Source organism: Thermophilibacter provencensis (assembly GCF_900128445.1).
Lineage (GTDB): Bacteria > Actinomycetota > Coriobacteriia > Coriobacteriales > Atopobiaceae > Thermophilibacter > Thermophilibacter provencensis.
Genome location: NZ_LT671417.1, coordinates 1,044,012 through 1,067,769 on the forward strand (window position 1 = coordinate 1,044,012; position 23,758 = coordinate 1,067,769).

At 65.4% G+C, this 23,758-nt stretch carries 23 protein-coding genes; 16 read left to right on the forward strand and 7 right to left on the reverse strand.

What is annotated here, in order from left to right; genetic code table 11:
• Positions 1-108: 108 nt before the first annotated feature.
• On the reverse strand, positions 109-2,700 hold the full coding sequence (locus tag BQ7391_RS04700; protein ID WP_075279523.1) for a DEAD/DEAH box helicase: 2,592 nt from the start codon (positions 2,698-2,700) through the stop codon (positions 109-111).
• 197 nt (positions 2,701-2,897) lie between these two features.
• Between BQ7391_RS04700 and BQ7391_RS04705 the strand changes: the two genes are divergently transcribed.
• Genes BQ7391_RS04705 through BQ7391_RS04740 form a run of 8 tightly spaced genes read left to right on the forward strand, consistent with a single transcriptional unit; the run spans position 2,898 to position 8,820 of the window.
• Positions 2,898-3,302: a PTS sugar transporter subunit IIA gene (locus BQ7391_RS04705; protein ID WP_075279524.1), complete on the forward strand. Its 405-nt coding sequence runs from the start codon at positions 2,898-2,900 to the stop codon at positions 3,300-3,302.
• 3 nt (positions 3,303-3,305) lie between these two features.
• Positions 3,306-4,178: a sugar phosphate isomerase/epimerase family protein gene (locus tag BQ7391_RS04710; protein ID WP_075279525.1), complete on the forward strand. Its 873-nt coding sequence runs from the start codon at positions 3,306-3,308 to the stop codon at positions 4,176-4,178.
• 3 nt (positions 4,179-4,181) lie between these two features.
• The gene (locus BQ7391_RS04715; protein ID WP_075279526.1) at positions 4,182-4,655 is read left to right on the forward strand and encodes a PTS sugar transporter subunit IIB; all 474 of its coding nucleotides are present in this window, start codon (positions 4,182-4,184) and stop codon (positions 4,653-4,655) included.
• A 52-nt stretch (positions 4,656-4,707) separates the two neighbouring features.
• On the forward strand, positions 4,708-5,487 hold the full coding sequence (locus tag BQ7391_RS04720; RefSeq protein WP_075279527.1) for a PTS mannose/fructose/sorbose/N-acetylgalactosamine transporter subunit IIC: 780 nt from the start codon (positions 4,708-4,710) through the stop codon (positions 5,485-5,487).
• On the forward strand, positions 5,468-6,292 hold the full coding sequence (locus tag BQ7391_RS04725) for a PTS system mannose/fructose/sorbose family transporter subunit IID (protein WP_200799579.1): 825 nt from the start codon (positions 5,468-5,470) through the stop codon (positions 6,290-6,292). Before BQ7391_RS04720 ends, BQ7391_RS04725 begins: the two co-directional genes overlap by 20 nt.
• A gap of 10 nt (positions 6,293-6,302) precedes the next feature.
• Entirely contained in the window at positions 6,303-7,001 is a 699-nt protein-coding gene (locus BQ7391_RS04730; protein WP_075279529.1) for a transaldolase family protein, read from the forward strand.
• Between the two features lie 60 nt (positions 7,002-7,061).
• Complete coding sequence (locus tag BQ7391_RS04735; protein WP_075279530.1) at positions 7,062-7,682, forward strand: transaldolase family protein; 621 nt, start codon at positions 7,062-7,064, stop codon at positions 7,680-7,682.
• A 34-nt stretch (positions 7,683-7,716) separates the two neighbouring features.
• Positions 7,717-8,820: a glycerol dehydrogenase gene (locus tag BQ7391_RS04740; RefSeq protein WP_075279531.1), complete on the forward strand. Its 1,104-nt coding sequence runs from the start codon at positions 7,717-7,719 to the stop codon at positions 8,818-8,820.
• Between the two features lie 49 nt (positions 8,821-8,869).
• Here BQ7391_RS04740 and BQ7391_RS04745 read toward each other — a convergent pair whose 3' ends face one another.
• Positions 8,870-9,625 (reverse strand): GntR family transcriptional regulator, encoded by a 756-nt coding sequence (locus BQ7391_RS04745; protein ID WP_129583912.1) that lies wholly within the window; start codon positions 9,623-9,625, stop codon positions 8,870-8,872.
• Positions 9,626-10,020: 395 nt separating this feature from the next.
• Here BQ7391_RS04745 and BQ7391_RS04750 point away from each other — a divergent pair, with 395 nt between their 5' ends.
• On the forward strand, positions 10,021-10,536 hold the full coding sequence (locus tag BQ7391_RS04750) for a nitroreductase family protein (RefSeq protein ID WP_075279533.1): 516 nt from the start codon (positions 10,021-10,023) through the stop codon (positions 10,534-10,536).
• A 220-nt stretch (positions 10,537-10,756) separates the two neighbouring features.
• Positions 10,757-12,295 (forward strand): polysaccharide deacetylase family protein, encoded by a 1,539-nt coding sequence (locus tag BQ7391_RS04755; protein ID WP_083662105.1) that lies wholly within the window; start codon positions 10,757-10,759, stop codon positions 12,293-12,295.
• Positions 12,296-12,438: 143 nt separating this feature from the next.
• Here the strand turns inward: BQ7391_RS04755 and pyrE are convergent, their stop codons facing one another.
• Entirely contained in the window at positions 12,439-13,101 is a 663-nt protein-coding gene (pyrE, locus tag BQ7391_RS04760) for an orotate phosphoribosyltransferase (protein ID WP_075279534.1), read from the reverse strand.
• Between the two features lie 122 nt (positions 13,102-13,223).
• Here pyrE and asnS point away from each other — a divergent pair, with 122 nt between their 5' ends.
• Positions 13,224-14,627 carry an asparagine--tRNA ligase gene (gene asnS, locus BQ7391_RS04765; protein ID WP_075279535.1) on the forward strand — a complete coding sequence of 468 codons (1,404 nt, stop codon included), beginning with the start codon at positions 13,224-13,226 and terminating at the stop codon, positions 14,625-14,627.
• Positions 14,628-14,766: 139 nt separating this feature from the next.
• The gene (locus BQ7391_RS04770) at positions 14,767-15,966 is read left to right on the forward strand and encodes a CapA family protein (RefSeq protein ID WP_075279536.1); all 1,200 of its coding nucleotides are present in this window, start codon (positions 14,767-14,769) and stop codon (positions 15,964-15,966) included.
• 91 nt (positions 15,967-16,057) lie between these two features.
• On the opposite strand, the gene glpK is transcribed toward BQ7391_RS04770, so the two are convergent.
• Positions 16,058-17,554 carry a glycerol kinase GlpK gene (gene glpK, locus BQ7391_RS04775; RefSeq protein WP_075279537.1) on the reverse strand — a complete coding sequence of 499 codons (1,497 nt, stop codon included), beginning with the start codon at positions 17,552-17,554 and terminating at the stop codon, positions 16,058-16,060.
• Between the two features lie 148 nt (positions 17,555-17,702).
• Here glpK and BQ7391_RS04780 point away from each other — a divergent pair, with 148 nt between their 5' ends.
• From BQ7391_RS04780 to BQ7391_RS04795, 4 genes are all read left to right on the forward strand, one after another.
• Positions 17,703-17,957: a hypothetical protein gene (locus tag BQ7391_RS04780; RefSeq protein ID WP_075279538.1), complete on the forward strand. Its 255-nt coding sequence runs from the start codon at positions 17,703-17,705 to the stop codon at positions 17,955-17,957.
• Positions 17,958-18,069: 112 nt separating this feature from the next.
• The gene (locus BQ7391_RS04785; protein ID WP_075279539.1) at positions 18,070-18,687 is read left to right on the forward strand and encodes a TetR/AcrR family transcriptional regulator; all 618 of its coding nucleotides are present in this window, start codon (positions 18,070-18,072) and stop codon (positions 18,685-18,687) included.
• A 125-nt stretch (positions 18,688-18,812) separates the two neighbouring features.
• Positions 18,813-19,739, forward strand: a complete 927-nt coding sequence (locus BQ7391_RS04790) for a lipocalin family protein (protein WP_129583913.1) — start codon at positions 18,813-18,815, stop codon at positions 19,737-19,739.
• A 131-nt stretch (positions 19,740-19,870) separates the two neighbouring features.
• On the forward strand, positions 19,871-20,839 hold the full coding sequence (locus BQ7391_RS04795) for a type I phosphomannose isomerase catalytic subunit (RefSeq protein WP_075279541.1): 969 nt from the start codon (positions 19,871-19,873) through the stop codon (positions 20,837-20,839).
• A 106-nt stretch (positions 20,840-20,945) separates the two neighbouring features.
• Here the strand turns inward: BQ7391_RS04795 and mscL are convergent, their stop codons facing one another.
• The 3 genes from mscL to BQ7391_RS04810 form a co-directional block, all read right to left on the reverse strand.
• On the reverse strand, positions 20,946-21,422 hold the full coding sequence (mscL, locus tag BQ7391_RS04800) for a large conductance mechanosensitive channel protein MscL (RefSeq protein WP_075279542.1): 477 nt from the start codon (positions 21,420-21,422) through the stop codon (positions 20,946-20,948).
• A gap of 60 nt (positions 21,423-21,482) precedes the next feature.
• Positions 21,483-21,956, reverse strand: coding sequence for a D-aminoacyl-tRNA deacylase (gene dtd / locus BQ7391_RS04805; RefSeq protein ID WP_075279543.1), 474 nt, complete (start codon positions 21,954-21,956; stop codon positions 21,483-21,485).
• Between the two features lie 93 nt (positions 21,957-22,049).
• On the reverse strand, positions 22,050-23,594 hold the full coding sequence (locus BQ7391_RS04810; protein WP_075279544.1) for a carboxypeptidase M32: 1,545 nt from the start codon (positions 23,592-23,594) through the stop codon (positions 22,050-22,052).
• Positions 23,595-23,758 lie beyond the last annotated feature (164 nt).

Below are 23,758 nucleotides of genomic sequence, written 5' to 3' on the forward strand. Positions count from 1 at the left end.
CGGGCCCCCGCCGTGCCTGTCTGGGCGCGGCCGGGGCCCGGCTTGTCGTTGGCAGAGATGCCGCTCGTCGGGGTGCCCGTCCGTTGCGTCCGACCGCCAGTTCCGGCCTTACTCGTCGTCCACGAAGCCCACTCGGTAAGCGGAAAAGACCGCGGCGCCCTCGTCCTGCGTGGCGTCGAGGTCCACGTCTCCCCAGATGCCGAAGTCACGCTCGTCGTCAGAGTCGCGGATTATCTGACGCACGTGCCAGACGTGCGCAGACCTCTCGTCCTTCTCGTCAACAAGGAAGTACGCGGAGCTGCGGGCGTCGGCGTCCAGCAGGATCTCCTCGTGCTCCTCGAAGAAGCGGTCAAGCGCGCGCTGCCACACGGGCGCGCGCCAGCCCCACTCGGCGTCGAGCTTGCCGAGCTCGTCCACCGCCTCGTGCGCCGCCAGCCGCACGCGTGCGAAGAGCGCGTTGCGCACGAGCAGCATGAGGCCGCGCCGGTCGCGCACGACCTCGTCCGCCGCGGGCGGTGCGGCGTCGAGTCCCTCCGACGACCCCTCTCCGGCGGCTGCCCACTCGTCCACGAGGGAGGAGTCAACCGTGCGCACCACAAGGCCGAGCCACGCGATGATGTCACGCAGGCGCTCGTCGCGCTTCTCGATCGGCACCGTGCGGTCGAGCGCACGGAACGCCTCGGAGAGATAGCGCAGCAAGAGTCCCTCGGAGCGCGCGACGTTGTAGCGACCCACGTATTCCTTGAAGTCGCTCGCGGTCTCTACCATGTCGCGCAGGACGGACTTGGGGGAGAGCGCAAAGTCGCGCGCCCACGGCACCTGCTCGCAGTACTGCTCGAAGGCGGGCTCCAGCACCTCCTCGAGCGGCTTTGGGTAGGTGACCTCCTGAAGTCGCTCCATGCGCTCGTCGTAGTCTATGCCCTCGGCCTTCATCTCGCTCATCGCGCGGTCGCGCGCAACGCGCTGCTGCGCGCGAAGGATCTGCCACGGGTCCTCAAGCGTGGCCTCGGCCATTGAGATGACGTCGAGCGCGTAGGTCTCAGACTCCGGATCAAGAAGCTCGAGCGCCGCCAGCAGAAATGGCGACAAGGGCTGGTCAAGCGCAAAGTCGTCCGGCAGGTCAACGGTCGTGGACCACGACGCGCTCCCGTCGGGCAGCTCCTCGCGCGTGACCACTCCGGCGTCCTGCAGCGTGGCGAAGATCTCGTCTGCGCGTGTGGCGAGCGCGGCCTTCTCCGCCTCGGGCTGCGCCGACTCCTCCACAAGGCGGTGCACGCGCGCCCAGGCGTCCCCGCCCTGCTCGACCTCGGCGAGCACCATCGAGTGCGTGACCTTCATGCGAGGGCGCAGCGGCTCTGGCACGGCGGCGATCAGGCGCTCGAAGGTCTGCTTGTTCCAGCCCACGAACCCCTCGGGCGGCTTCTTGGTCTTGATCTTGCGCGCCTTCTTGGGGTCGCCCCCGGCCTTGCGCAGGGCCCGCGCGTTCTCTATGTCGTACTCGGTGGCCTCGGCGATGACGTGGCCCTCGGTGTCAAAGCCGGCACGTCCCGCACGGCCCACAATCTGGTGGAACTCGCGCGCGTTGAGGTGGCGCATGCGTCGGCCGTCAAACTTGGAGAGGGCGGTGAGCACCACGGTGTGGATGGGCACGTTGATGCCCACGCCGAGCGTGTCCGTTCCGCAGATGACCGGCAGCAGGCCCTGCTGAGCGAGCCTCTCCACGAGCAGGCGATAGCGCGGCAGCATGCCCGCATGGTGCACGCCCACGCCACAGCCCAGCAGGCGCTGGAGCGTCTTGCCGAAGGTCGTGGTGAAGCGCGTGCCCTTGATGGCCTGCTTCACGGCGTCGCGCTGCTCCTTGGTGGAGACTCCGTAGCTCGCCAGGCTCTGCGCGCTCGCAAGGGCGGCGTCCTGCGAGAAGTGCACGATGTAGAGCGGCGCCTCGCCGGCGCGCAGCGCCAGCTCGACGGTCCCCTCGAGCGCCGTGTCCACGAACTCGTAGGAGAGCGGCACGGGGCGCGGCGCGTCGGCAATCGTGTCAACGGTGCGGCCGCCGGTGTGCTCAGAGAGCGCGCCGGCAATGGCGGTGGTGTCGCCCAGCGTGGCGCTCATGAGCAGGAACTGCGCGTGGGGAAGCGTGAGCAGCGGCACCTGCCATGCCCAGCCGCGGTCGGGGTCCGCGTAGAAGTGGAACTCGTCCATGGCCACGCAGCCCACGTCGCACGCATCTCCTTCGCGAAGCGCTTGGTTGGCCAGGATCTCCGCGGTGCAGCAGATGATGGGCGCGCCCGCGTTAATTGACGCGTCGCCGGTGATCATGCCCACGTTCTCGCGACCGAAGAGCTCGACGAGGTCAAAGAACTTCTCGCTCACCAGCGCCTTGATGGGGGCGGTGTAGTAGGCGCGCCGATCCGTGCACACGCTCATGAAGCACATCCCCAGCGCGACCATTGACTTGCCCGAGCCCGTGGGTGTGCCCAGAATCAGGTGGTCTCCCGCCGCAAGCGACAGCAGGGCCTCCTCCTGGTGGGGCCAGAGCTCGATCCCGCGCGACCCCACCCAGCCCAGGAAGAGGTCGAGCGCCTCCTCGGCGGGGATGTTGGGGTAGGTCTCCTCGTCCGGCCACGGTATGAGGCGTCCCAGCGAACCTGCGGCGTTGGGCCCCTCGTCGACGGACTCGGTTGTGGGGAATGCGGGCATGCGGCCTCCTTGATAGACGGACCACCATTCTAGCGTGCGGCGAAGGTTGCCTTCTCGGCTTGTTCGTCCATTCAAGACCGGTGAAAGGTGGGTATTCCGCGCCAAGCGGTTGGCATTTGTCATAAATCCCATTTGTATTTACAATGTCATGTGACGTTATATCATCACACATAATCAATTCAGGCGAGGAGGTAGAAATGGCGAGAATCGTACTTGCGTCTCACGGCCGTCTGGCGGACGGCATGAGGAACACTCTGAGCTTCATCCTCGGCGATCTTCCCAACGTATCGACAATCTGTGCCTATGTTGACCAGGACGTTTCGCTGCGCAGCCAGATTGACCAAACATTTGCCAAGTTCTCCCCGGAGGACGTAGTCGTTGTGGTGACGGACATCTTCGGCGGGAGCGTGAACAACGAGTTCATGGGGCTGCTCGGAGAGAAGGACTTCATTCTCGTGGCAGGAATGAACATGCCGATGCTCGTCGAGTTGGTCTCCGAGGACGCTCCCACCGTCGAAGGGATTCAAAGAGTTGTCGATCGGGGGAAGCAGTCGATCCTCGTCTGCAACGGGTTGGTCTCCGGCGAGGCCGAGGAGTTCTAGGTCATGGACGTCCAGTCTCTCTATCCCATGAACATCTGCTATCGCTACTTCGACCTCGAGGGGTTCTTTGCCAGCTGCGCGCGTCTTGGTCTGCACTCGGCCGAGTTGTGGCTCTGTCCGCAGCACATTCTGGTCAACGGTCAGTTCTCCGAGGGCCCTGAGCGCCTTCTTCGCCTCATGGACGCCTACGGCGTGCACCTCGAGTGCCTCTGCGGGGAGCAGAACAACCCAAAGCCCAACAACATGGCCGCCCGCGGAGAGCTTCTTGTGAGCAATACGTTGTCCTACTTCGAGAAGGTCATAGACCTCGCGCAGGAGACCGGTTGTCCGAAGGTACTCGTCACCCCGGGGTGGAACTACTATGACGAGCCTGTCGAGCACGCGCGCGAGCGGAGCGTCATCATGCTGCGCCGGCTTGCCGACTATGCCGCCGAGCGAGGAATTGACCTCGTGCTTGAGAGCATTTGGACTAAGTCGTCCGAGATCGGCCCCGACATCTCCTCACTCGCGCTGATCAAGGAATGGGTCAATCGGGACAACCTCCTCGTGACCATTGACTTTGGCGCCATGTCGGCGGCGGGCGAGACGGTGGACGACTGGTTCGAGGCCTTTGGCGACGACGTGGCCCACTGCCACTTCGTCGACGGCACCCCGACCGGCCACATGCCTTGGGGTCACGGGGAGCTCGACATGCTCGAAAGCCTGCGCGCCTTTGAGCGGCACGGGTATCGCGGCGGATTCTCGCTCGAGTACGTCCATCCCATGAGCTTTCGCGACCCCGAGTCCTACGTCCGGGAGACCAGGGAGCTCTATGAGGGCTGCCTTGCCCAGCTAGCACACGAGATAAACAGCCAGCCAGAGAAGGAAGAGAGGTAGCACATGATTAAGCTTTGTCGCGTTGACCATCGGCTCCTGCACGGCCAGGTCGCGTTCTCCTGGTGCCACGCGCTGGGGGCGGACGCCATTCTCGTCGCCTCGGACGCGGCGGCGAGCGACCCCATTCGCATGAAGACCATGCGCTTGGCCAAGCCGGTGGGCATGAAGCTCGTGATCAAGAGTATCGACGATTCCGTTGCAGCCATAAAAAGCGGCGTGACCGACAAGTACAAGCTCCTTGTCGTGACCGGGAGCGTGGCGGATGGCGCCCGCCTCGTCGAGGAGTGTGGCATCCCCTCGCTCAACCTCGGCGGCACCGAGAAGACGGAGCAGACCACCAAGAGCCTGGGAATCGCCGTTCACGTCACCGACCAGGAACGCGAGATTCTGCGAGGACTTGTCGAAAAGGGCGTCGAGGTCGAGGTCAGACAGGTGGCAAAGGACAAGAAGGCGGTGCTGTCCGCGGCCGATCTCTAGTCGCGGGCCAAGAGGATTCTCCGTACGACAAACCAAGCAAGGAGGGAAACACATGGCACTGCAAGCTTTTCTCATTGGCCTCATAGTGTTCGTGGGCAAGGCTGACTACTTTGTTGGCACCGCGATGCTGGGGCGACCGCTCGTTCTCGGCGCGCTCGTCGGACTTGCGCTGGGAGACGTTTCCACGGGGGTCATGATTGGCTTCCAGCTCGAGCTCGTCTTCATGGGCATGCAGGCTATCGGAGCTTCGATTCCGCCTGACATGATTGTGGGCTCGGTGCTTGGCACGGCCTTTGCAATCACGACGGGCAACGGTATCGACACTGCCGTCACCATTGCCATGCCCGCGGCGGTTCTCTCGGCCTTCGTGGTCAACCTCTTCTACGGTGTCATCACCCCGATCATGGCCCGCTCTGCGGACAAGTTCGCAGCCGAGGACAACGACAGGGGAATCTCCGCGGTCTTCCTGGCTAACGGCTTCCTGTTTGACGTGACCTTCGGCGTCATCGGCTTTGTGGCCTTCATGTTCGGAGGGGACGCGGTGTCCGCCTTGGTCAACAGCATTCCCGCTTGGCTTACGACGGGCATAACCATTGCCACGGGCATCCTTCCCGCCCTCGGCTTCGCGCAGCTGGTGACCATGATCGTCTCCAAGGAGACCGCGGTCTTCCTGCTGCTCGGCTTCCTGCTTGCCGCATACCTCGGCGTGCCCGTCCTCGGCATCGTCTGCTTTGCTGTCGTGCTCGTCGGCGTGCTGATGATGGCTCACATTTTCATTCCCAGCCAGGGCTCTGCTCTCGAGACGGAGGTTGATGATGACAACGAGTTCTAGCGAGAAGAAGCTCACCAAGAAGGAGCTCAACAGCCTCTTCTGGAGGTCGTTCACCACTTCTCACGCATGGCACTTCGAGCGTCAGCAGCACATGGCGTTCTGCTGGTCCATGATCCCGGCGATTAAGAAGCTCTACGACAACCGCGAGGACCGCATCGCTGCCTACCAGCGCCACCTCGAGTTCTACAACTGCCAGACCACCATGCAGCCCCTGATCGGTGGCATCGTCGCGGCCATGGAGGAGGAGAACGCCAACAACGAGGGCTTCGACACCTCGTCGATCAGCTCGATGAAGGTTGCGCTCATGGGGCCGCTCGCCGGCATTGGCGACTCCCTTATTGCCGGAACCCTGCGCATAATCGCGACCGGCATCGTCGGCGGCCTCTGCATGAGCGGCTCGATTCTCGGTCCGATTCTGTTCCTGGCGATTTACAACGTGATCACCATCGCCCTGCGCTATCTCGGCGTGAAGTACGGCTACGGCCTTGGCAGCAACATAATCTCCAAGGTCTCCGACACGAGCGTCATGCAGAAGCTCACGACCGCGCTGTCTGTCGTCGGCCTCATGGTCATTGGCGCCATGGTCGCGACGAACGTCGTGGTGAGTACGCCGCTTGCCTTTGATCTCAACGGCACTGCGTTCTCCCTGCAGGAGACCTTCGATTCGATTTTCCCGTGCCTGCTTCCCGCCGCCGCCTTCGCAGGGCTGTATGTCCTGAACAAGAAGGGCGTGAACATCCTCGTGCAGATTATTGGAATCATGGTCCTGGGCGTTGTCCTCGGAGCTCTTGGGATTCTTGGATAAGGGGGAGACGATGCTTGAGTTTTGTCTTGACACTGGCGACTTCGAAATGGTGAAATCTGCCAGCAAGATTTACCCCATCAACTGCTACAGCATGAACCCCTCCATTGCGGTCAGGTGCCTCGAGGGCACCGGGAGGACCTTCATTCAGAACGCCCTCGACATTCGTGGCGTCATCGGGAGCGAGACCCCCTTCTTCCTTGAGGCCATGGGCGATACCGCCGAGGAACTCGTCGAGGACGCCCAGGCAATGGTCAAGGCCGTACCCGGCAACACGTTCGTGAAGATCCCGGCGTGCTCCGAGGGCTTCAGGGCGATCTCCCTGCTGCGCGATCTGGGGATTCGCACATCCTGCACGGCGGTCTATACCTTCAACCAGGCCATGCTCGCAGCCGTCGCGGGCGCCTCCTACGTCGCGGTGTACGTGAGTCGCCTCGACAAGAATGGTGGCGACGGCATTGATGTCGTGAGGCGCATCAAGGAGGCGTTCGTCTCCCACGGCATCGACTGCGTGGTAAGTGCCGCCTCGCTGAAGACCCCGCTCGACCTTCAGAGGGCCATTGAGGCAGGCGCCGAGAACGTTACCGTTGACCTGCCGATGCTTGACGCCATGGCCGTTCACCCCATGACTCAGGGAACGCTTGACACTTTCAAGTCCGACTGGGAGGGACTGTTCGGCAAGGGCGCAAGAATAGCCAACATGGTTGAGTAGCGCGCAGCCTCGGCCTCCGCCGCTTGTCGGCGGGGGCCTCTCTGCCGATTGGAGGTGACCATGATTGAGTTCTGCCTCGTAAGTATGAGTCTGGACGAGGTGAGGGTCGCCACGGAGACCTACCCCTGCAATTGCTTCGCCGACAATCCGACCGTTGCCGTTCAGGGAATCGGGGATTCGGGGGAGGGCTTCCTAGTGCGTTCGCGCGCTCTTCGGGAGCTGGTTGGGCCCGAGGCCAAGCTCTACCTCGAGGTTATGGGCGACACGTGTGAGGAGATGGTTGCCGATGCGCATAGGATTGTTGCCGAGGTCCCCGGGAACACGCTCGTGAAGATTCCGGCGTGCCCAGAGGGCTACCGGGCCATACGTGAGCTCTCCGAGGCTGGCATACGCTCCTCCTGCACGGCGGTCTTTGACGTTGAGCAGGCGCTTCTCGCCGAGGCGGCGGGCGCCGTCTGCGTTGCGGTCTACGTGAGCCGCCTTGACCGGGCGGGGTGCGGCGGCATGGGGGTCGTGCACGACATAGTGACCGCCTTCAGGGAGATTGATGCGCGAGCAATGGTGTGCGCCGCCTCGCTCAAGACGCCACGCGACATTGAGCGTGCGCTGCTTGCCGGGGCCGAGAACGTTACCGTTGACCTCGCGCTTCTCCGCCAGTTGGCGATGAGCTCGCTTGCGTGAGCTGATTTGTTGAATCGAACCGAAGGGAGCCTGCATGAGGGCTTGGGGATCGGTGGGGCACTACCTTCAGGGCCCCGGAATCATAGAGCATGCGGCTCGCTACGCGAGCCTGTTCGGAACGAGGCACCTCTTCGTCGTGGACGCGTTCGTTCGGCAGATGCTGGGAGATGCGCTTTTCTCCGAATACGGGGACCTTGGTGCGTTCTCCTATGACCTCGTGACCTTCGAAGGGGAGATCAGCAGGGGGAACATTGAGCGCGTTCGCCGCAAGGCCGGCGCCGGCCATGACGTGATCGTGGCACTTGGTGGCGGAAAGGTAATCGACGTCGCGAAGATGCTTGCGGCGGACGGAGCGGCGCTAGTGGTGTGCCCGACGATTGCGGCGACTGACGCCCCGACAAGTGCGATGTCGATTCTCTACAGCGACGAGGGCGAGATGAACGATATCGTCATTCACGTCAAAAACCCGGACCTCGTGCTTGTGGACACGCGGGTGATTGCGAATGCCCCCGTCAGGTTCCTTTCTGCGGGTATTGGTGATGCGCTCTCGACGTACTACGAGGGCGTCTCGAACGAGCGGACGGGACACGCGAACTACGTGTGGTGCCACACTGAGAGTGGCGTGGCCACGCTCGCCGGCAGGGCCGTGGCCCGCGCCTGCGTCGAGACGCTGTTTCGAGATGGCCCTGCTGCCGTGAGTGCAAATGCGGTGGGAATTGTCACGCCCGCCCTTGAGAACGTGGTGGAGGCGAACGTTCTTCTCAGTGGCATAGGGTTCGAGAACGTCGGGTGCTCTCTTGCCCACGGGTTGGGCAACGCCATGACCGTGGTGCCGAACGGCGAGAGGTCAATGCACGGCGAGCGCGTGGGCTTCTCGACCCTGAGCCTGCTCATAGCCGAAGACTACCCCTCGGAGGAGATTGAGCGTGTGGCGCGCCTGTGCGTGGATTGTGGTGTTCCGGTGACGTTTGAGGGGCTGCGCCTCGATCCGTCGGAAGACGACCTTGAAAAGATTGCCCGAGCGGCCCTGGAGGCGGAGTCTTGGGGGGCGAGCCCGGTGCGCCTTGGCGTGAGGGATGTCGTGGACGTCCTTCGTGCCACTGATGCCCTTGGACGTCGAATGGGGGACGTCACGTAACACTCTGAACGTGGGCGGGGCTCATTGGGTGATGGGCCCCGTACTCTCTCTACGAAGTGACGACACGACCGTCGGGGGAGATGACGAACCTGAACGAGGCGCGATCCCCTCGCATTACCGACTTGGAGTAGTGGAGGGGCACCCCGTCGGAGTTCCTCGTGATTTTGTGGAGAATGTAAAGTGGTGATCCGACGAAACACGAGAGGAGTCGAGCCTCGTTCTCACGAGCGGTCGAGACGTCGAGAACTAGCTCCTCGTTTCCAAGCACGCACTGGTAAGTGCTGGTGAGAAGGTTGTAGAGACTCATGTCCTCACCAAGGTCCTCGAGGAAGTCGGGGAAGAGCTGGGCGGAGACGTAGACATAGTCGATGGCGATTGGAATGGACTCCTCGTATATGAGGCGCTCGACCATGGAGACGCGCGAGCCTTCGGGAATCTCCAGAGCCTTGGCAAGTCGCCCCGTTGCATTGAGCGCCTTCCTGCTGAGGACTCGCCGGGGGCTTTTCCCCCCGACTTCGGAGAAGGCGTGGTAGCCGAAGTAGTTGGGAGAACCCTTCCTGATTAGGCGCTTAGGGGCGGAGACGAACGTTCCGCGGCCGCGAAGCCGGTAGATAAGGCCCTCGTCGACGAGGTTTTGGACTGCGCGGCGCACGGTTATACGGCTGACGCTGAACTGCTCGCAGAGTTCCTGCTCCGTAGGAAGCCGTCCCCCTATCTCAAGTTCCCCCGAGATTATTTTCTGACGAATGCTGTTCTCCACTTGGGCGTAGAGAAGGTCAGGGCGCACGCTATTATCTACCGACACTTGTTCCCCCGTGGTCAAGCAGGCAATACTTTTACATCAGATTATATGACGACATGATACAAATAAGAATTACTCCAAGAGACTGAGCCGTTTTTCACATTTCGTTTATCAACGCTGCCCAGCCGCGTGAGCGTCTCAGCCTGCCAATCGTGTCGCATAACCGTCCAGTTGCGACGAAGCTGCCGCGGCGTGCGCGCGGCGGCATACCATGAAGCCAACGGGGGTGCCCTCGCCCGCGGACGCAGATGCGATGCGCCGCTCCTCCCCTTCCTTCCCGGCCCCGTTCGGCGAGGGCATCCCTCTCTCCCCGCAGGGGACCGCCGCCGGCCGGCCCCCCCGCGGCGGATTGCCTCGCGCGGCGTATACTTTCCGAGACCACGTGAGGAGGGACCCCCATGACCGACTTCCAGCAGCTCGCGCACGACCGCTACTCCTGCAGGTCCTTCTCGGACCGCCCGGTGGAGGGCGAGAAGATCGACGCGCTCGTCGACGTCGCGCTCGCCGCCCCGACCGCCGTCGACAGGCAGCCCTGGCGCATGTGGGTCGTCGAGACCCCGGAGGCGGTCGCGCGCCTCGCGGCGCACACGCGGTTCGACTTTGGCGCGCGGGTCATCCTCGTTCTCGGCGCGCTGCCGGATGAGGCCTGGGTCCGCAAGTACGACGTCCGCAACTTCGCCGACGTCGACGCCTCCATCGTGGGGACGCACGTCATGCTTGCCGCCCACGACCTCGGCCTCGGCACCACCTGGGTGGGGCACTTCGACGCCCCGGCCGTGAAGGGGGAGTTTCCGGAGATGGAGCCCTACGACCTTGTGGCGCTCTTCCCGCTGGGCTATCCCGCCGAGGACGCGGAGCCCGCGCCGATGCACTTCAAGCGACGCCCCGCGGATGAGCTCGTGATCCGAATCTAAAGCGTGCAAAAGGGACAGTCACTTTTGCACGCATACGGTGCGCTCGCCGGCATGGTGCCCTGAGACGCGCTTCTTGCGAGTTGTGCACCTCTGGTTGCATGACGGTTCCGTCACGGTTGCCCGCGTCGCGAACTGATACCCTTGAGCATGCGCGGAGCCGCATCGGAAGCGGTAAACACAATATAGAGTCGAGACCTTCCCCGCGCAGACGGATGGCATCATGACCAGCAGAAACAACCCCCGGCGTCCGCACCGACGCACGCGCAGCCCGCAGGCGTCCAACCCCTACATGCACCCGATTGACCTTCCCCGCGCGACGCCCTCGCGTTCTGACGAGGACCCGCGCGAAGCGCGGCCCCAGTCCCGCTCGGCACATCAGACGGACTACGATTCCTACGACGACCCCTATGTGGGCTCCTATGCAGGGCAAGACAACGACCCCGATGAATCGGACTACGGCGACCCCTACGGGGACGCTGGGTCCTATCGCCGCACCGGGCACGGCCGGCAGGCGCCCATGCCGCGCCAGCGCGCCCCGCGCAGCCGCTACAAGAAGCGGCGCGAGGGGAGGGGCGTCACCATCGTGGCCCTTCTCGTCGTCGTGGCGATCGTGGGCGGCGGCGTGTGGCTGTGGCTCAACCGGACGGTCAACGTGAGCGTCAACGGCGAGCGCGCCGACGTCCGCGTGGGGTCCACGCTCGAGGAGATCGTGAAGAGCGAGGAGCTCTCGCCCAAGCCGGGCAACCTCGTCTCCGTGAGCGGGAACGTCATCACGGAGGGCGGCGGTGACGCGTTTTCGGCCACGGTCAACGGCGCGCAGCTGGACGCCGCCGGCCGCGACGCGTTCCGTGCGGAGGGCAACGAGGAGATCACCTTCGGGGACGGCGCGGACGTGACCGAGGCCTCGCACGAGGAGGAGCGTGAGATCCAGCCCCTGCTCGAGCCGCCCGACTCGGTGGGCTCGGTGACCTTTGTCTCCCAGTACGGCAAGACGGGCAGGCAGAAGTTCGTGGTTGGCGACACCTCGGGAGAGTCGGTTCCCGGAGACGTCGTCGAGCCCGCGCAGAACGTGAAGCTCATGAGCATCAACCCAAAGGCGGACGACGGCCGCAAGCTCATCGCGCTCACCTTCGATGACGGCCCGAGCAAGTACACCCAGCAATACCTCGACATCCTCACGGAGCACGGCATCCACGCCACGTTCTTCTGCCTCGGCTCCGCGGCGGCCAACAACCCCGACCTCGTCAAGGCGATCAAGGACCAGGGCTCGCAGGTCGCGTCCCACACCATGAACCACCAGCAGCTCACGGCCGTCGATCAGACGACGCTGCAGTCGGAGATCACGGAGGCGTTCTCCGCCATCTCCGGCGCGGGCGGCGGGGACACCTCGGTCATCCGCCCGCCCTACGGCTCCTTTGACACGTCGACGTGGCTGGCCTCGGGCGGCACGCTCTCGGCCTCGGTGATCTGGAACCTGGACAGCCTGGACTGGGAGCTGCCCGGAGCGGACGTCATCGTGAACAACTGCACGAGCGGCGCCTTTTCCGGCAGCATCATCCTCATGCACGACGGTGGCGGCAACCGCGACCAGGACCTCGAGGCGCTGCCCCGCATCATCGAGCAGCTTCAGGGGGAGGGCTACGAGTTCGTGACCGTGGCGGAGCTCATGGCGTCCGACAGCCGCATCCCCGCCGAGGTTGCCGCCGGCAACGCCCACATCCCCGAGGGCTACACCTGGGCGACCGAGCTTGCCGAGTAGCGGGGCGGGCGCCCCGGGCGGGGCATCGAGCAAAAGCCGGGTGGTAAAAACAGGCCCCCTGCCTGCGGAAAGTAAAGAAACCGCAGGCAGGGGGCTCGTTTTTATGCGGGGTCGTCGCGTGCCGGGCCGTGCGCCCGACCGGGCTACTTCACGCCGTACTGCTCGTAGTAGGCGTCGATCGCGGCCTTGAGCTCCGGCGTGATGACGGTGCCGTCAAGGGCCTCGACCACATCGGCCATGGAGACGATGCTCGCCACGGGGAAGCCGTACTTCTCCTGGATCTCCTGCTGGGCGGTCACGACCCCGCCCTTGCCGACCTCCATGCGGTTGAGGCTCACGATGAGGCCCTTGATCTCAACGCTTGCGGCGCCGGTGACCTTGGGATAGGTCTCGTCGATGGACTTGCCCGAGGTGGTGACGTCCTCGATCATGACCACACGGTCGCCGTCGGCGAGCTTGGTGCCGAGCAGTCCGCCCTTGTCGGCGCCGTGGTCCTTCTCCTCCTTGCGGTCCGAGCAGTAGCGGACCTCCTTGCCGTAGAGGTCGTGAAGGGCGATCGCGGTGGTCACGGCCAGCGGGATGCCCTTGTACGCCGGCCCAAAGAGCACGTCGAAGTCCAGGCCAAAGTTGTCGTTGATGGCGTGCGCGTAGTACTCGCCCAGGCGCTTGAGCTGGGAGCCCGTCACGTAGGCGCCCGCGTTCATGAAGAACGGGGACTTCCGGCCGCTCTTGAGGGTGAAGTCGCCGAACTTCAGGACGTTTGACTCCACCATGAAGTCGATGAACTCACGCTTGTAGGCTTCCATGTGTGCTCCTTCCGGGGGCGGTCGTTCTTGTCGTTGCCCTGATTCTAGCCGAGACCACGTCCTCTCGATGCGCTAGAGTTAGGGGCTGGAAAACAGGCGAGAAGAACCTCGGAGGAACGCCCGTGGAACGTACCCACATCTCTCAGCTCTTCGCCGACATGGACGAGCTCGGCGGGACCACCGTCACCGTTGCCGGCTGGGTCCGCTCGGTCCGCGACATGAAGAACTTCGGCTTCGTGATGCTGAACGACGGCTCGTGCTTCAAGGACCTGCAGGTCGTCATGAACCGCGAGAAGCTTGCCAACTACGACGAGATCGCCGCCACGGGCGTGGGCTCGGCCCTCGTGGTCACGGGCACGCTCGCGCTCACGCCGGACCGCCCGCAGCCCTTCGAGCTCCAGGCGGCCGAGATTCGCGTGGAAGGTGCCTCGGCGCCGGACTACCCCATGCAGAAGAAGCGCCAGACCCGCGAGTTCCTGCGCACCCAGCAGCACCTGCGCAGCCGCACCAACCTCTTCCGCGCCGTCTTCCGCGTGCGCTCCGTGGCGGCCTTCGCCATCCACCGCTTCTTCCAGGAGCGCGGCTTCGTCTACGTGAACACGCCGATCATCACCACCTCCGACGCCGAGGGCGCGGGCGAGATGTTCCGCGTGACCACGCTTGACGTGGAGAACCCCCCGCGCACCGAGTCTGGCGCCATCGACTGGTCGCAGGACTTTTTCGGACACGCGGCCAACCTCACCGTCTCCGGCCAGCTCCAGGCCGAGAACTTCGCGCTCTCCTTCGGGGACGTCTACACCTTCGGCCCCACGTTCCGCGCCGAGAACTCCAACACGCGACGTCATGCCGCCGAGTTCTGGATGGTCGAGCCCGAGATGGCCTTCTGCGACCTTGCGGGCGACATGGCGTGCGTCGAGGAGATGCTCAAGTACGTGATCAACTACGTGATGGAGACCTGCCCCGACGAGATGGAGTTCTTCAACAAGTTCGTGGACAAGGGCCTCATCGAGCGTCTCAACCACGTGGCGACCTCGGACTTTGCGCACGTCACCTACACCGAGGCCATCCAGATTCTGCAGGAGGCCGCGGCGGCGGGACACGTCTTCGAGTATCCCGTGGAGTGGGGCTGCGACCTGCAGACCGAGCACGAGCGCTACCTTACCGAGGAGCACTTCAAGCGCCCGACCTTCGTGACGGACTACCCGGCCCAGATCAAGGCGTTCTACATGCGCCTCAACGATGACGGCAAGACCGTGGCGGCCGTGGACTGCCTCGTGCCGGGCATCGGCGAGATCGTGGGCGGCTCACAGCGCGAGGAGCGCCTGGAGGTGCTCGAGCGCCGCATCGCGGAGCTCGGCATGGAGCCCGAGCAGTACAAGTACTACCTCGACCTGCGTCGCTATGGCGGCTGCGAGCACGCCGGCTTTGGCCTGGGCTTCGAGCGCATGGTCATGTACCTCACCGGCGTGGACAACATCCGCGACGTCATCCCGCACCCGCGTACCGTGGGCAACGCCGACTTCTAAGTGGGACTCCGGGGCCGGCCGCGTGCCGGCCCCGTTGCTGTTTTGAGGGCCTGCGCCGACGCGGACCGCTGCGCGGGCACGGGGCCGTCGTCAGGCCCGACCTCGGCTATGCTAGGAGCGGCCGACCTGAGGAGGCACCATGCACGAGCGACGCGCACCCATCGCAGGACGCCTTCTGACACGGCGCGGGTTTCTCGCCGTGTCGGCGGCGGGCGCCGGCATGCTGGCAGGCTGCACAGGAACGCCCGCTGCCTCGCAGGAGGGCGAGCTGCGTCCCGCGCAGACCCTTCTCGACGACCCCGCCCCCGAACGCTCCGAGGTCACCATCCTCATGATCGGCGACGTTCTCGTGCACGAGGGGGTCTGGAGGAGCGGCGAGCGCGAGGACGGCACGCGCGACTACGAGCACCTCTTCGCACACGTCGCCGACCTCGTCGCGGAGGCGGACGTGGCGATCGTGGACCAGGAGACCATCCTCGGCGGAACGGGCCTCGGCCTCTCGAGCTACCCGGCCTTCAACAGCCCTCAGGAGATCGGCTCCGCTGAGGCCGCCGCCGGCTTTGACGTGGTGCTCCACGCCAATAACCACGCTCTTGACAAGGGGATGGGAGGCATCGAGGCCGAGCTTGCGTTCTGGCGCTCGGAGCATCCCGAGGTTGCGGTCACGGGCATGGCGGACAGCGAGGAGGCCGCGGACGAGATTGCCCTCCTCGAGCGGGGCGACCGTCGCATTGCGGTGCTCTCCTACACGTACGGGACGAACGGCATCCCCCTCCCGGCCGACGCGCCCTGGGCGGTGAGGATGCTCGATGAAGCCCAGGTCGAGAAGGACTTCTCCTTGGCATGGGAGCGTGGGGCCGACGCCGTGGTGGTCTGTCCCCACTGGGGGACGGAGTATGCGGCTGGCCCGGATGACGACCAGCGGCGATGGGCGGAGCGCTTCGTGGAGCTGGGGGCGGACGTCATTCTCGGCTGCCATCCGCACGTTCTGCAGCCCGTCGAGGAGCTCGTCGCCCCGGACGGTCGCGTGGTCCCCGTGTTCTGGTCCCTGGGGAACTTCGTCTCCGGCCAGGCGCGCAAGGACACCATGGTCGGCGGCCTCGCGCAGGTGACGCTCGCCTTCGAGGGGGACGCTCGGCGCGTCGCCTCATGGCAGATCACGCCGCTCGTCACGCATCGGGCCTCGGGGGTCGACTACACCACCTACCCGCTCGCCGACTATACCGAGGAGCTTGCGGAGGTCAACCACGTTCGCACCGTGTCCGGGCAGACGGACTTCTCGCGCCAATGGTGCGTCGACTTCTGCGCCGAGCGGCTCGGTGACGCGTTCCAGGCCTGATGCCGGCCCTCCTGACGGCCGGTTCTGACAATGGTGACAGGGTCGTCTGTCATAAAAACATGACATACGACCCTGTCACCACTGTCAGGAGCTACAGCACGCGGCGTACGGCGTCGTGCCAGCCGGCGAGCAGGCTGTCCACGCGTTCGGGGTCCATCGCGCGGCGGAAGACGTCGTCTGCCGCGCGCAGGCCGCGCAGCTCGTCGGTGCCTCCCCAGAAGCCCGTGTAGAGCCCGGCGAGAAATGCGGCGCCGAGCGAGGTGGTCTCGGTGTTTGCGGGGCGACGCAGCTCGCAGCCGAGGAGGTCGGCCTGGAACTGCATGAGGAAGTCGTTCGCCGCCGCGCCGCCGTCCACGTTGAGCACGGAGAGCGGGCCTCCCGCGTCCGCCGCCATGGCGTCCGCGAGGTCGCGAATCTGGTAGGCGAGCGCCTCGAGGGCGGCCCGTGCCAGGTGGGCACGCCCGGTGCCGCGCGTGAGGCCGAGGATGGCGCCTCGGGCCTCCGGCTGCCACCACGGTGCGCCGAGGCCCGTGAAGGCGGGGACCACGTAGACGCCGCCCGTGTCGGGGACGCTTCGGGCGAGCGCCTCGGTCTCGGCGGCGGTGCGAATGATTCCCAGCTCGTCGCGCAGCCACTGAATGAGCGCGCCCGCCACGAAGACCGAGCCCTCGAGGGCGTACTGCGTGCACGGGGCGTCCGGCGCCGCCGCGGCGATGGTGGTCACCAGGCCATGCGCGCTCGAGCGGGCCTGCCCGCCGGTGTTGAGGAGCATGAAGCAGCCGGTCCCGTAGGTGTTCTTTGCCTGGCCAGGCTCGAAGCAGCATTGGCCGAAGAGGGCTGCCTGCTGGTCTCCGGCCACCCCCGTGATGGGGACGCCCGCCGGGAGCCCCGGGTAGCTCGTCTCGCCGAAGAGGCCGGAGCTGGGACGGACCTCCGGCAGCAGGCAGGTGGGGATGTCAAAGAGCGCGAGCAGGTCCTCGTCCCAGCGTCCCTCGTGGATGTTGTAGAGCATCGTGCGTGACGCGTTGGTGGGGTCGGTCGCATGCACGAGCCCGCCGGTGAGCGTCCAGACGAGCCAGGTGTCCACGGTGCCGAAGAGCAGGTCCCCGGACCGCGCGCGGTCCCTCGCGCCTGGCACGTGGTCCAAGATCCACGCTATCTTGCTTGCGGAGAAGTACGGGTCGGGGAGCAGCCCGGTCTTCTCGCGCACCATGGCGCTGACCTCGTCGGACCCACAGATGCGCTCGACCATCTCCGCCGTGCGGCGGCACTGCCAGACGATGGCGTTCGATATCGGGACGCCCGTCGAGCGGTCCCACACGATCGTGGTCTCGCGCTGGTTGTCAATCCCGATGGCGTCGATGTCCTCGGAGGTGAGGCCGTGCCTCGCCACGAGTTCGGAGAGCGTCCCCAGCTGGGAGAAGAGAATCTCCTGCGGGTTGTGCTCCACCCAGCCGGGCCGCGGGTAAATCTGCTGGAACGGCCGCTGGGCGACGTCCACCATGCGGCCGCCGCGGTCGACGAGCGCCGCGCGCGAGGACGTGGTCCCCTGGTCGAGTGCAATGACATAGCTTCTGCCCGTGCCCATGCTGCTCCCCCCCGTCTGCCTCACTCAAGTATCTATCAGTCTGCCAACCTGCGACTTTACGGTCCGCTGACCGGCCCAGCGCAACCGCTCGCGTTGCGCTACCATTCCGGGAGGCATGTTCGCCGCCGCGCCGCCAGAGGAGGGGCCGATGGGATTTCGCTGTGCCGACTGTGTGTTCAGCTCGTTTACGCACCATGAGCGCTCGGGCCTGTACCAGGGGGCCTGCAGCCGCGGCTACACGCTGACCGACCCGCATGTCCACACGAGTCCCGAGGACCACTTCGCCGCTGACCCGCGCGACCTCGTCCCCACCGTCGACCCCTTCGGGGAGGAGTACCTCCGCACCTCCTATGTCTGCGAGCGCTTCGAGCGCCCGGGCATGCCCCACGGCACCCGCCAATAGCTCGCGGTCGCGGGCGGCGACCCATTCGGCAGTTTCCCTCGGGGCCGGCTTATCGGATAATCTGACTCACGGAAACTGGCCGAGCTCGTTTTTCGGGGGAACGGGGGCTGCCATGACACGGGAGCGGGACGAGCGCGCAAGTGCTGGGACGAGGGAGAATCTCATCCGGGCAGCACTGCGGGAGTTTGCTACGAGGGGCTATGACGAGTCGTCGGTGCGGGAGATCTGCGCCGCCGCGGGAGTGACCACGGGCGCCCTCTACTTCTTCTTCAAGAACAAGGAGAACCTCTTCAGGGAGGCGATCTCGCCTGTCATGGAGCCGCTCGAGGACCTCATTCGGAGCGTGGGCTCAGACCGGGTGAGCAAGCTCGTCATCGAGGGGCGGGCGCCCGAGGAGGGGCTTCCTGCCCGCGCGCGGAGGTTCCTCGAGCTCTGCGAGGAGCGGCGCGACGTGATCGACGTGCTCAAGAAGAACCGCACGAGCGCGGTCGCAGAGAAGATGAGGGGCGAGCACATCGCCGCCCTCTCGGAGACGATTCGGTCCTTCCTGCGCACGAGCGGCGCGCCGGAGATGGCGGGGGATGACCTCGTTGTGAAGTGGCTCGCCAACATCGCCCTTCGCTCGATCCTCGTGGTGGTCGAGCAGGAGGAGAGTCCCGAGGAGGCCCTCAAGCACCTCCGCATCGTCTCCGAGTTCATCTCGGCGGGCGTGCTCTCCCTGCGCGGCTGACGTTGCCCCCGTGCCATAACGGCCGGCATCTCCGCCTTCTCGTCATGAAATGCATCCTGATGGGGTAACATTTCAGACGGACTTCAGTTTCCGAACGCGCGAGACGAGGAGGCACTATGCGGCGCATGAGAATCGCCACCCTCGCCATCGCGGCAGCGCTCGCCGCGATGCTCGGGGCCTGTGGCGGAGGGGCGACAGACGGCGTGGACATCCCCTCGCTCGAGTCCCTCGAGGCGGGCTTCGTCGGCACCTGGGAGATCGAGTCGGCCACGTCGACGGACGGAGACATCACTGCGGATGACATCGAGGCCATGAACGACCTCGGCATGAACGTGACCGTTGACCTCGGCGACGACGGGACGATGCTCATCGACGTCTTCGGCGACCAGACCACGGGCACGTGGGAGATCAAGGACGAGAACACCCTCACGCTCTCCGTCGAGGGCGAGCCCCTCGACGCGCCAGTTGAGGACGGCATGCTCACGCTCTCCTACGAGGGCCAGACCATGACCTTCGAGAAGGTTGACGAGGAGCCCAACCTTGACCGCGACCCCTCAGAGAACGCGGGCGGCGTCACGGACATGGAAGACACGGTGGAGAGCCAGATCGAGGACGTCGACGACGTCTCGGACCTGGGCTCGGAGATGGACGAGCTCTTCTCCCCGGAGTCCGACCTCGCGATGACCGCGTACGCGGAGGGCGTCACCGTCGACGCGCCCCTCGACGTGACGGTTGCCGACGACGAGACCGCGCTCATCAAGATCACGGGCGTGGGGACCGACTACGAGGGCGACACGGGCTATCTCGTGACCGTGGAGAACCGTACGGGCGCGAACTTCGTGGCCATGAACTTCGAGACCTCCGTCGACGGCCAGTACGTCGACGACTACGCCACGCTCGTCAGGCCGGTCCCGGCGGGGGAGAGCCGCTCGGCGTTCTTCTTCTTCGACGCCCAGGCCGTGAGCGTCTCGGCGGACTCCTCCTGCACCGCCACGATCGTGCTCTTCGACGAGTCGCTCAATCCCGTAGGGATGTACGACCTCGCCATCTAGGGCCTCTCGTCCTTAGGGGCTTAAGCTGGCGAGGCTGACGGTCTCGTCGTTCGACGAACGGCGGGGTATGATAGGGCCGGGGCGCCGAAAGGGCGTCCCGGCCCAGTCGTGAGCGCGGAAACGGGGGAACCATGCCAGACACCACGAGAGACCTGATCTTCCCGACGCCGATCTTCCACGAGAAGATTTGGGGCGGGCGCAAGCTTGCCGATGACTTCGGCTACGAGATTCCCGACGGCCCCATCGGCGAGTGCTGGGCCATCAGCGCCCACCCCAACGGTGACTGCGCGATCAGCGGGGGCGCCTGGGACGGCATGCGCCTCTCCGAGCTCTGGGACCAGCACCGCGAGCTCTTTGGCGACGTGGGGGGCGATCGCTTCCCGCTGCTTATCAAGATCATCGATGCCAAGGACAACCTCTCCGTCCAGGTGCACCCCGACGACGCCTATGCCGCCGAGCACGAGAACGGCAGCCTCGGCAAGCGCGAGTGCTGGTACGTGCTCGCGGCGGACGAGGGGACCCAGATCGTCATCGGCCAGCGCGCGCACGACCGCGCCGAGCTCGCGGGCATGATTGACGAGGGCCGCTGGGACGACATGCTCAACCTCGTGCCCTGTCACGTGGGCGACTTCTTCCCCATCGAGCCGGGCACCGTCCACGCCATTCAGGGCGGCACGCTCATCCTGGAGACCCAGCAGTCCTCCGACGTCACCTATCGCGTCTACGACTACGACCGCGTGGGCGATGACGGCAAGCCGCGCGAGCTGCACATCCAGCAGAGCCTCGACGTGGTCGACTACGCGGCGCAGGCGCCCGCGTCCGGCGAGGTCACCGCGCCTGAGGTCGACGGCGTGACCGAGCTCATGGAGTGCCCCAACTTCGTCGTGGACCGCGTCCGCGTGGCCGGCGAGAAGGACGTGGCGCAGCCCTGGCCGTTCCTGTGCGTGAGCGTGATCGAGGGCTCCGGCACCGTGTGCGCCTCCGAGGCGGGCGTCACGCACGAGATTGCGCGCGGCACGCACTTCGTGGCCCCCGCCGGCTGCGGCGAGCTGTCCTTCGTGGGCGACATGACCCTCGTGACCTCCCACCTGCCGAAGTAGGCCCGCGACTCCTGACAAAGGTGACGGGGGAAACTGTCAGAAGCGCCGCCCGGCGGAGTGCCGGGCGGCGCTTTTCATGACAGTTTCCCCTGTCACCTTTGTCAGGTTAGGCTTCGATCTTCTCGCCGCAGTGCGGGCAGCGGGTGGCGCCGGCCTTGACCTCCTCGAGGCAGTACGGGCAGTGCGGGGCGGCGGCCTCCTCGGCAGCCTCCTCGTCGGCCTCCTTCTTGGCAAGGGCGTCCATTCGCTCGCGCATGCCGTTAAGTGCTTTGACCAGGCAGAAGACAACGAAGGCGATGATCAGGAAGTTGATTACGGCGGAGATGAAGGCGCCGAGGTCGATGAACTGGTCGGTGCCGGGAACGGCCCAGCGCAGCCCGTTGATGACCTCGGTCGCGCCGTCTGAGGCACCTCCGGTGATGGTGCTCGTGGAGGTGGTCACGAGGGTGATCAGCGGGTTGATGAGGTTGCTTACGAGCGAGTTGACGATGGCGGTGAACGCGCCGCCGACGATGATGCCGACGGCCATGTCCATCACGTTGCCGCGGGCGATGAACTCCTTGAACTCATCAACGATCTTCATAGGGCCCCTTTCTGCCGAGATGGAAACCAAGAAATTGTATCAGCGTGACCCTGCGTCGCATCAATTATTGGTTGAGCCCCACCCGAGCTCGTCAGTGTCGAGAAGAACGGTGAAGGGTCCGTCGTTCACCAGGCTCACGCGCATGTCGGCGCCGAAGACCCCTCGTCCCACTCTGCCGGCCCCGAGGTCCTCCTCCGCGAGCTCGCAGAAGCGCTCATACAGACGCTCTGCGAGGTCGGGCCCCGCGGCTCCCGTGAACGATGGCCGGTTGCCGCGACGGGCGTCGGCGTAGAGCGTGAACTGGCTCACCACGAGGACCGAGCCCGCGGTGTCCGCGAGCGAGCGGTTGGTCTTGCCCGCGTCATCCGCGCAGATGCGCAGTGCGGCGACCTTGCGCCACAGCCTCTCGGCGAGCGTCTCGTCGTCGCTCGGCGCGACGCCCAGAAGTATGAGATATCCGGCTCCGCAGCTGCCCACCACGGACCCTTCAACCTCGACCTGCGCGCACTCGACCCGCTGAATCAGCGCCCTCATTCCCACATCCCCCGTCTGCTAATTGGGGACAGTCCCCAATTAGCACAAGTTCTTGATATCAAACGTATCTGTAAATTGGGGACTGTCCCCAATTTACAGACGGTAGAGCGCGGAGAACTTATCCGTGAGGTAGTCCGTGTAGTAGGCGGGCGAGAAGGGCTCGCCGCACGCGGCCTCGATGAGCTCGCCGGAGTCCTTGGAGCGGCCCCAGCGCCAGATGTTGTCGCGCAGCCACGCGCGGATGGGCGCAAGGTCGCCAGAGGCGCACGCTGCGTCGAAGTCAATGCCGTCGCGTACCATCGCGGCCTTGAGCTGCGAGCCGAAGGCGGACCCGAGAGCGTATGTGGGGAAGTACCCGAACGAGCCGCCCGACCAGTGGGTGTCCTGGAGTGCGCCGCGCGCGTCGTCGGGGACGTCCACGCCAAGGTATGCGCGGTACTTCTCGGCCCAGAGGCCCGGGACGTCCGCGGCGTGGGCCTCGCCCGAGAAGAGCAGCTGCTCGATCTCATAGCGCACGAGGATGTGAAGGGGATAGGTGAGCTCGTCGGCCTCGGTGCGGACGAGGCCCGGCTCGGCGCAGTTCTCGGCAAGGTAGAGCTGGTGCGCTGTCACGCGTCCGAACTGGCCGGGGAAGTGGCGGCGCAGCACCTCGAGGAGCGGCTCGGCAAAGGCCTCGGAGCGCCCCACGAGGTTCTCGAAAAAGCGGCTCTGCGCCTCGTGCATGCCCATCGAGGTGCCGCCCGCAAGCGAGGTCCCGGCGTAGGCGGCGTCGACGTTTTGCTCGTAGAGGGCGTGGCCGCCCTCGTGCAGGATCGAGAACACGTTGGAGAGCACGTTGTCGGCATAGGCATGCCCGGTCACGATGACAAAGTCGCGCGAGAGACCGTTCGTGAAGGGGTGCTCGGTTCGTCCGATCCAGAGCGCGTCCATATCGAGGCCCTCGAGTCGCACGAGGTCGTCGGCGAGGCGCCACTGGCGCTCCTCGTCAAAGGTCCCGTCCACGCAGGCGTGGCTCGGCTTGTGGCGGCTTGCCATGCAGTCGGCAAGAAGCGGCACCACGCAGTCCTTCACCTGGGAGAAGAAGCGGTCGTAGAAGGCGCGGTCGGTCCCGCGCTCGTACTCGTTCAGCCAGACGTCATACGGGTCCTTCTCGGCATCCTTGCAGGCGGCCATGCGCCTGAGCGCGTCGACGATGCGGTCGACGTAGGGCTCGAAGGACGCCCAGTCGTTGGCAGCCTTGGCCCGGCGCCAGACGTCGTTGGCCTCCACGGTGAGTCGGCTGAACGCGGCCTGCTCCTCGACGGGGACGTCCACGAGCGAGGCGCGGTCGCGCTTGAGGACGCGCACCTGCGCCATGCGGGTCTCGCCCAGAAGCTCGGGCTGCTGCTCAAGGCGGTCGAGCAGCGGTCCCACCGCGGGGTCGCAGAGCGCGCGCGTGGCCATCTCCTGAAGCTGCGCCACCGCCTCGGCACGCTGCGCTGTGGCACGCGGAGGGTCGATCACCTGGCCAAGAGAGTCGATCTCGCCCATGGCGTAGCCGAGCGAGAAGAGCGTGCGCTCGAGGGCGTCGAGGGCCTCCATGTCCGCTCGGGGGTTGGGGAGGGCGGCGTTGAGCTGCGTGTTGTCTGTGAGTGCCATAATCGCTCCTCGTGGGTTGTCGCGGGATGTGCGGCCAGCGGCCTCCCCCACAGTCTACCCGTCCTACCGGTCATGTCAGAAGTGGTGCAATCTGCGCCCAAAACGACCATGACACGAGAGGAAGGCCGTATCATCTGTGGTACGGAAAATGACGCGACCCCGTG